This is a genomic window from Streptomyces sp. NPDC058045 (genome assembly GCF_042885635.1).
Classification (GTDB): domain Bacteria; phylum Actinomycetota; class Actinomycetes; order Streptomycetales; family Streptomycetaceae; genus Streptomyces.
In genome coordinates this window covers 1-8,208 of record NZ_JBHVRR010000098.1, presented here as the reverse complement: position 1 = coordinate 8,208, position 8,208 = coordinate 1, and the positions used below count along the sequence as shown (strand labels likewise).

General features: G+C 68.7%; 4 protein-coding genes. 2 read left to right on the top strand and 2 right to left on the bottom strand.

Going from position 1 to position 8,208, the window contains the following annotated elements; genetic code table 11:
• Positions 1-126: 126 nt before the first annotated feature.
• Positions 127-1,575 carry an N-acetylglucosamine/diacetylchitobiose ABC transporter substrate-binding protein gene (gene ngcE / locus ACFVST_RS28885; RefSeq protein ID WP_390156550.1) on the bottom strand — a complete coding sequence of 483 codons (1,449 nt, stop codon included), beginning with the start codon at positions 1,573-1,575 and terminating at the stop codon, positions 127-129.
• Positions 1,576-2,100: 525 nt separating this feature from the next.
• On the opposite strand from ngcE, the gene ACFVST_RS28880 reads away from it, so the two are divergent.
• A complete protein-coding gene (locus tag ACFVST_RS28880; RefSeq protein WP_390156549.1) occupies positions 2,101-5,943 on the top strand; it encodes a GH92 family glycosyl hydrolase in 3,843 nt (1,280 codons plus the stop codon).
• 100 nt (positions 5,944-6,043) lie between these two features.
• Here ACFVST_RS28880 and ACFVST_RS28875 read toward each other — a convergent pair whose 3' ends face one another.
• Positions 6,044-7,276 (bottom strand): hypothetical protein, encoded by a 1,233-nt coding sequence (locus ACFVST_RS28875; RefSeq protein ID WP_390156548.1) that lies wholly within the window; start codon positions 7,274-7,276, stop codon positions 6,044-6,046.
• A gap of 208 nt (positions 7,277-7,484) precedes the next feature.
• Here ACFVST_RS28875 and ACFVST_RS28870 point away from each other — a divergent pair, with 208 nt between their 5' ends.
• On the top strand, positions 7,485-8,078 hold the full coding sequence (locus ACFVST_RS28870) for a DUF4291 domain-containing protein (RefSeq protein WP_390156547.1): 594 nt from the start codon (positions 7,485-7,487) through the stop codon (positions 8,076-8,078).
• Positions 8,079-8,208 lie beyond the last annotated feature (130 nt).

Sequence of the window (8,208 nt, the reverse complement as noted above, 5' to 3'; positions counted from 1 at the left end):
GGTTTTATGGGTTTTTTGCGGTTTTGCATCTCTGCGGACCCCGAATCACTGGGGGGGGCCGCCTTAGTGCTCCCGCACGGGCCGGGGGCCGCCCTTCTGGGGCCGGCCCCGGCCGCGACGCGCCGCTTACTGGTGCTTGTAGTGCTTGATGGAGTCGTCCTTCGCCGCCGCGTCGGTGTACTGCTGGCACTTCTTGATGGCCTCGGCCGGGGTCATCCGGCCCGCCATCATCTCGCCGATGACACCCACGCCGATCTTCTGCTTCTGCAGCTCGACGTACCAGTCCTGGAGCCGCGGGTTGAGGATGTTGTCGCCCGCCTTCTCCAGTACGTCGACGCCGGACTGGAGGGCGGAGGAGAGGGTCAGGCCGTCGGTGCCGCCGTTGAAGGACGTCAGCGACTTCACCTTGGTGGTGAAGTTCTTCGAGGCCGCCTCGCTCAGCATCAGGCGGAGCTGCTCCATGCCGCCGTCGGGGTTCTTCGCCTTCGCTGGGACGATGAAGGGCTCACCGCCGGACGCCCACAGCGTGCCGAACGGCAGCTTGTCGTTCTTGTCCAGGGAGGACGGGGCGCCGACCTTCATCTGGAAGTCCTTCGGCGTGGTCTTGGCCGCCTCGTTCTCCACCCAGGAGCCGTTCGGGATGAAGAGCGCCTTGCCCTCGGTCCAGGCGGTCTGGGACTGGATGTGGTCCAGGCCCGGGGTGCCCTTGAGGACGTAGCCCTTCTTGAACAGCTCGTAGTAGGCCTCGAAGGCCGCCTTGACCGCCGGGTCCTTCCAGCAGTTCGGCTCCAGGTTGTCGATCCGGTCCAGGACCTCGCGGCCGCCGATCTTCCCGATGAACGGGTAGAGCGAGAAGGGGATGTAGTACGGGTACTTGCCGGCGTAGGTCCAGCCAGCGATGCCCTTCTTCTTCGCCTTGGCGCAGACGGCGAGCATGTCGTCCCAGGTCTCCGGGTACTGGACGTCGAGCTTGTCCAGCGCGGTCTGCGAGTACCACACGCCGTACACGGTGTAGGCGTAGTACATGATCCAGAACGGGTCGCCGTCGAACTGGCCCATCTCGACGACGCCCGGGCGCAGGGTGTCGCGGACCTTCTTCTTCGGGTCGTCCACCGACGGGGCGTCCAACAGGGCGGTCATGTCGGTGAGTTGCTTCTTGCCGACCAGGACGCCCATGTCCATCTGCTCGGCACCGGAGTTGTCGATGAGGTCCGGCGGGGTGCCGCCGTTGAAGCGCGGCTGGAGGGTGGACTGGATCTTCTCGGTGGCGGAGAACTTCACCTTCGCCTTCGGGAAGGACTCCATGTAGAGCTTGGTGGCGTCCTTGCCGTACTCGGTTCCGAAACCACCGTCGAAGAGAACGAAGTCGAGCGGGGCGGAGTCGTTGACGGCCAGCGGGTTCTTGTCGGACTTCTTGCCCTTGTCGACCTTGTCGCCGTCGCTGTCGCCGCCGCTCGCGCAGGACGCCAGGAAGCTCATCGTGGGAACGGCGACAACGCCGAGCGCCGCCGAGCGCTTGATGAGGTCTCGGCGGCCCACGCCCTCACGGGGCTGCTGCGCGGAAGTGGATCCCATGCTCAAGTCCTCGCCTTCTTCAGGACTCAGGCGGTGAACCGGATCCTCCCCGGCACCGCGGTGAAGTGAAGCTGGGGTCTTGCTCGAATTTCTTGTGCTCCGAAAATAGCCGGGACCTACTGGAATAACCGGCAGTCGGTGCCCCCTGACACCGCGTGCCGCTTCCCCCCGAAACCCCCGGGCGCGCCCGCGACCGCGTGAGCGGCTGCTGCGGACGCCGATAGGTATAGTCCACTTCCCGATGCGGGGGCAAGATCGAATGCACGGTTCACCGCCAGTCTTTCCCGAGTTGAGACCTCGCGTACATCAGTGCCCCCGCCCCGAGCGGAGCGGCCCGGAGGGTGGTCCGGACCAACAACCCGGAACCCTTGATACCGCGAACTCCCCGCCACCGGCGGCGACTCGCCGGACAGCCCTGCCAACACCCTTGACACCACCCGCCACTTGCCGCCCTACTGGTGCCGCACCAATGCTTGCGCACCAAGAGATTGACAACGTTGTCCGATCCAAGGGAGGGGCCCAGGGATGCGGCGCAGACCCAGGCAACACTTCGCTTATACGGCCGCCTTGGGGGCGGCCGCCGCCATGCTCGTGGCATCGGCCCAGGGAGCGGCCGTCGCCCTCCCCGAGAAGCCTTCGCAGCCCGGCACCTCCTTCGCCTCCTCCTTCGAGCAGGGGCAGCCGGAGCCCGACTGGCAGAGCACCGTGGACACCGGTACGGACGGCGCCAAGCGCTCCTCGGGTGTCGACGGCGCCTTCAGCAGCGGGATGCCCGGCAACGTCAACGACCATGTGACCGAGGTGCGGGCCAGCGGCGAGAACTCCGGCGGCGGCGAGGTCAAGGAGAACCTCGTCGACGGTGAATCCGGCACCAAGTGGCTGGCGTTCACCCCGACCGCCTGGGTGGAGTTCGACCTCGACGCCCCACGGAAGATCACCAAGTACGCGTTCACCGCCGCCAACGACCACGACGAGCGCGACCCCAAGGACTGGACGCTCCAGGGCTCCGCCGACGGCAAGGACTGGCACACCCTCGACACCCGCGGCGGCGAGGTGTTCGCCGAGCGCTTCGGCACCCGCACCTTCGAGTTGGCCGAGCCGGGCGAGTACCGGCACTTCCGGCTGGAGATCACCAAGAACAACGGCGCCCCGGACGCCATCCAGCTCGCCGATGTGCAACTGGCCACCGCCGACACCGGCACCCCGGGCCCCGAGGACATGCAGACCGTGGTGGACCACGGGCCGAGCGGCTCCCCCACCGCGAAGGCCGGCGCCGGCTTCACCGGCACCCGCGCCCTGCGCTACGCCGGCACCCACAGCGCCGACGGCCGCGGCTACTCGTACAACAAGGTCTTCGACGTCGATGTGCAGGTGAAGCGGGACACCGAGCTGGGCTACCGGGTGTATCCGCAGATGACCGACGCGGACGCCAAGAAGCTGTCGTACGACGCGACCAACGTCTCGGTGGACCTCGCCTTCACCGACGGCACCTACCTCAGCGAGTTGGGCGCCGAGGACACGCACGGCTTCCCGCTGACGCCGCGCGGCCAGGGCGCCGCCAAGTCCCTCTACGTCAACCAGTGGAACAACGTCGCCGCCGGCATCGGCTCGGTCGCCGCCGGGAAGACGGTGGACCGCGTACTGGTCGCGTACGACTCGCCCAAGGGCCCGCAGAAGTTCCGCGGTTGGGTGGACGACATCACGCTGGACCGGGCGGCGCCCGAGCGCCCCAAGGCCCACAAGTCGGACTACGCCTCCACGGTGCGCGGCACCAACTCCAGCGGCAGCTTCTCCCGCGGCAACAACTTCCCCGCCACCGCCGTCCCCAATGGCTTCAACTTCTGGACGCCGGTCACCAACGCGGGTTCCCTGAGCTGGCTCTACGACTACGCGCGCGGCAACAACAAGGACAACCTGCCCACCATCCAGGCATTCAGCGCCAGCCACGAGCCCAGCCCGTGGATGGGTGACCGGCAGACCTTCCAGGTGATGCCGTCCGTCGCGGGCGGCACCCCCGACGCCACCCGCAGCGGCCGCCAACTCCCCTTCCGCCACGAGAACGAGACGGCCCGCCCGCACTACTACGGCGTGACCTTCGACAACGGGCTGAAGGCGGAACTGACACCCACCGACCACGCCGCGATGATGCGCTTCACCTATCCCGGCAAGGACGCCAGCCTGATCTTCGACAACGTCTCCGACAAGGCCGGCCTCACCCTCGACCCCGACAACGGTGTGGTCAGCGGCTATTCGGACGTCAAGTCCGGCAGCTCCACCGGCGCCACCCGCCTCTTCGTCTACGGCGTGCTCGACGCGCCGGTCACCGACAGCGGCAAGGTCAAGGGCAACCCGGGCGGTGACGTCACCGGCTATATGCGGGTCAAGGCCGGCAAGGGGAACCAGGTCACCCTGCGCCTGGCCACCTCCCTCATCAGCGTCGACCAGGCGAAGGACAACCTCCGGCAGGAGATCCCCGACGGCTCCTCCTTCGACCAGGTCAGGTCCGGCGCCCAGCAGCAGTGGGACCGGCTGATGGACCGCGTCGAGGTGGAGGGCGCCACCGAGGACCAGCTCACCACCCTCTACTCCAGCCTCTACCGGCTCTACCTCTACCCCAACTCCTCCTACGAGAAGGTCGGCGGCGCCTACAAGTACGCCAGCCCCTTCTCCCCCGCCGAGAAGCCGGACACCCCGACGCAGAGCGGCGCGAAGATCGTCGAGGGCAAGCCGTATGTCAACAACGGCTTCTGGGACACGTACCGCACCACCTGGCCCGCCTACTCCTTCCTCACCCCGAAGAAGGCCGGGGAGCTGGTGGACGGCTTCGTCCAGCAGTACAAGGACGGTGGCTGGACGTCGCGTTGGTCCTCGCCCGGCTATGCGGACCTGATGACCGGCACCTCCTCCGACGTGGCCTTCGCGGACGCCTATGTGAAGGGCGTGGACGGCTTCGACGCCAAGGCCGCCTATGACGCGGCGGTGAAGAACGCCACCGTCGTCCCGCCGTCCGCCGGGGTCGGCCGCAAGGGCATGGCCACCTCCCCGTTCCTCGGCTACACCACGACGGACACCCATGAGGGCCTGTCCTGGGCGATGGAGGGCTATGTCAACGACTACGGCATCGCCGAGATGGGCAAGGCGCTCTACGCCAAGACCCATGAGAAGCGCTACCAGGAGGAGTCCGAGTACTTCCGCAACCGGGCCCGCGACTATGTGAAGCTCTTCGACGGCAAGGCCGGCTTCTTCCAGGGCCGCGACACCAAGGGCGACTGGCGCCTGCCCTCCGACAAGTACGACCCGCGGGTCTGGGGCTACGACTACACCGAGACCAACGGCTGGGGCTACGCCTTCACCGCCCCGCAGGACTCACGCGGCCTCGCCAACCTCTACGGCGGCAAGGGCGGTCTGGGCAAGAAGCTGGACACCTACTTCTCCACCCCGGAGGCGGCCTCCCCCGAGTTCAAGGGCTCCTACGGCGGCATCATCCACGAGATGGTCGAGGCGCGGGACGTCCGGATGGGCAACTACGGCCACTCCAACCAGGTCGCCCACCACGTGGCGTACATGTACGACGCGGCCGGGCAGCCGTACAAGGCGCAGGAGAAGATCCGCGAGGTCCTCTCCCGCCTCTACAACGGCAGTGAGATCGGGCAGGGTTACCACGGCGACGAGGACAACGGCGAGCAGTCCGGCTGGTTCCTCTTCTCCTCGCTCGGCTTCTACCCGCTGGTCATGGGCAGCGGCGACTACGCCATCGGCTCGCCCCTCTTCACCAAGGCCACCGTGCACCTGGAGAACGGCCGCGACCTCGTCGTCAAGGCGCCGAAGAACAGCGCGGAGAACATCTATGTGCAGGGCCTGAAGGTCAACGGCAAGAAGTGGGACTCCACCGGGATCTCCAACTCCCTTCTCCAGCAAGGCGGGACGCTGGAGTTCGAGATGGGTCCCAAGCCGTCGTCCTGGGGCACCGGCAAGGACGCGGCGCCCGTCTCCCTCACCCAGGACGACAAGGTGGCCAGCCCGCGGACGGACGCCCTGAGCGGTGACGGCGCGCTCTTCGACAACACCTCGAAGACCACGGCCGAGGTCACCGGCCCGGTGGACCTGCCGGTCTCCGGCTCCACCAAGGGCGTGCAGTACACGCTGACCTCCGCGGACCGCACCAAGGCCCCCGCCGGCTGGACCGTCCAGGGCTCCGCCGACGGCACGACCTGGAAGGACCTGGACCACCGCGGCGGAGCCGGGGCCGCGTTCCGCTGGAACCAGCAGACCCGGGCCTTCACCATCGCCGACCCCGGTGACTACACCCACTACCGCCTGGTCCCCGAGGGCTCCGGCACCCTCGCGGAGGTGGAACTCCTGAGCTGACCCGGCCTCCCCCCACGGGACGGGCCGCCGCAACCTCCAACTCCGGGGGTGCGGCGGCCCGTTCGCCGTCCCGGGCGCACCGTCCGGCGGCGGATGGTCGTCAGCTCAGGCTCCGGGCCCGGCGGCGGCGCACGAGGACGAGCGTGCCCGCACCCGTGACCACCGCCGCAGCGGCCACGCCCGCGATCGGCAGCACCGAGGCCCCGGTCTCCGCCAGGTTGCCGCCGTTCACCGTCGTCCCGTCCCCGCCGGCCGACGACGACCCACCGGGCGACCCGCCGGCCGAACTGCCCGAGCCGCCGGTCGATCCGCCCGACCCGCCCGAGCCGCTGGTCGTGCTGCCCGTCGAGCCGGTCGGCTCCGCACCCGTGACGTCCAGCGTGATGTCGGCCTTGTCGTTGGCCTGGTCGGGGTCGGACGGCCGCGCCTCGGTGGTCAGCGCCACCGAGCCCTTGGCGTGCGCCACCCGCTTGTCGATCTTCAGCTTGAAGGTGTAGGTCTCCCGGCCGCCCTCGTTGAGGCCCCGCTGGCTCATGCCGCAGTCGTACACCCCGCCGCCCTTGGCCCGGCAGAACCCGGGGGGCTTGACCACCGACGTTCCGGCGGGCGGCGTGACGATGACGCTCGCGGTTGGTTTCCCCACCTCGGCCATGAACCAGGCGGGCCCGGCGTTGGTGAACTCCACCTTCATCGAAAGCGTTTCGCCGACGCGCCCCTTCAACGCGGCACCCGTCACCTGGTAGTCGGCTGTGTTGACGGAGGTGATGGGCACATCCACGACCCGCCCGGACTTCCCGCCCCCGGCCTGACTTTCGACCAGTTTCACCGCCGGTGCGGTTCCCTTCACCGGCGGAGTGCCGTTCTCGTCCGGTCCCAGATCGACTTCCCCGACACGCAGGCGCAGCTCATCGTGGAACGCGCGGTCCAGTGCCTTGACACGGAGCGGCTTCTCCGGCGTGTAGACGGCGCCCGGCTCCACCGCCTGGTCGAACCCGCACACCGCGGTCCACCGCTCGGGCATCTCGTCGTACGACGGGACGTGCTGTGTCCAGCAGTTGGAGGGAACCTCCGCGAAGTCGAGTCCCCGGGTGAGGCCGTAGGAGATCGACACCTTCTCCGAGGGTGCGCTGCCCTTGTTCTCCACGGTGACCGGCAGATCGAGGGTGCTCCCCGGTCTCACCCCGTCGATCGGCTTGATGCCACCGATGACCAGTTCGGGTTCGGTTTCATCGGCGACGGCGGCGGGAGCCGCGGCCAGCGCGATCAGGCCGGCAGCGCCGAGGGCGGCGACCGCGGCACGGGAGGCGTGACGGTTGTGGGGGGATATCGGCATGGCGAGCACCTCTGTCGGAACACGGGCAGACGGACAGCGTGTTGCGGGAGAACGGTTGCAGGAGAACGGTTGCAGGAGAACATTCGATCGCTAGACACCTGCCGGTCCCGAAGAGTTGCACGTCCGGTTCCCCCTCCGCCCCGCCCGGTGTCCCGGCGGGCGGAAATCCGGATGACGGGCGGGCGTCCCCCGCGGCACCCTGGTGGGCGTGTCCCTACCGAAGTACCAGATCCGCGCCCAGTACACGCCCACCACCCTCACCGTCTACCAGGCCTACGCCCCGCGAATCGGGGAGCCCGCGGCCCGGAACGGGCGTTTCCCCGGGGCCTGGAAACGGGACCGGATGACGTGGATCAAGCCGTCCTTCCTCTGGATGATGTACCGCTGCGGCTGGGGCACCAAGGAGGGGCAGGAGACCGTCCTCGCCGTGGAGATCACCCGCGAGGGCTTCGAGTGGGCGCTGCGGCACTCCTGCCTGTCCCACTTCGACGGTGCGGTCCACGGTGAACAGGCCGACTGGAAGCGGGAGTTGAGGTCGTCACCGGCCCGCGTCCAGTGGGACCCGGAACGCGATCTCCAACTGGCGCCGCTCCCCCACCGCTCCCTCCAGTTGGGCCTCTCCGGCGAGGCCGCACACCGCTACGCCGACGAGTGGCTGGTCTCCGTCACCGACGTCACCCCGCTCGCCCGCACCATCCGCGCCCGCGTCCAGCAGGGCGACCCGGTCGGCGCCCGCACCCTCCTCCCCACCGAGACCCCGTACCCGACCCCCGCGGACGCCCCGGCCCATCTGCACCCTTGAGACGGCGAGGCCGTGTCGTTTGGATCTCCGTGGACCAAGGAGCGGGGTCTGGTGCGTGCTCTCGGTGCGCCGGCCAAGCGCCCTCGTACTGGACGTACTTGGGCGTTTGGCCGGTGCGGCGAGAGTGCGT

Excerpts from the sequence above, each read along its gene's own strand:
- ACFVST_RS28875 (WP_390156548.1), bottom strand. The coding sequence starts at position 7,276 with ATGCCGATATCCCCCCACAACCGTCACGCCTCCCGTGCCGCGGTCGCC.
- ACFVST_RS28880 (WP_390156549.1), top strand. The coding sequence starts at position 2,101 with ATGCGGCGCAGACCCAGGCAACACTTCGCTTATACGGCCGCCTTGGGG.
- ngcE (WP_390156550.1), bottom strand. The coding sequence starts at position 1,575 with ATGGGATCCACTTCCGCGCAGCAGCCCCGTGAGGGCGTGGGCCGCCGA.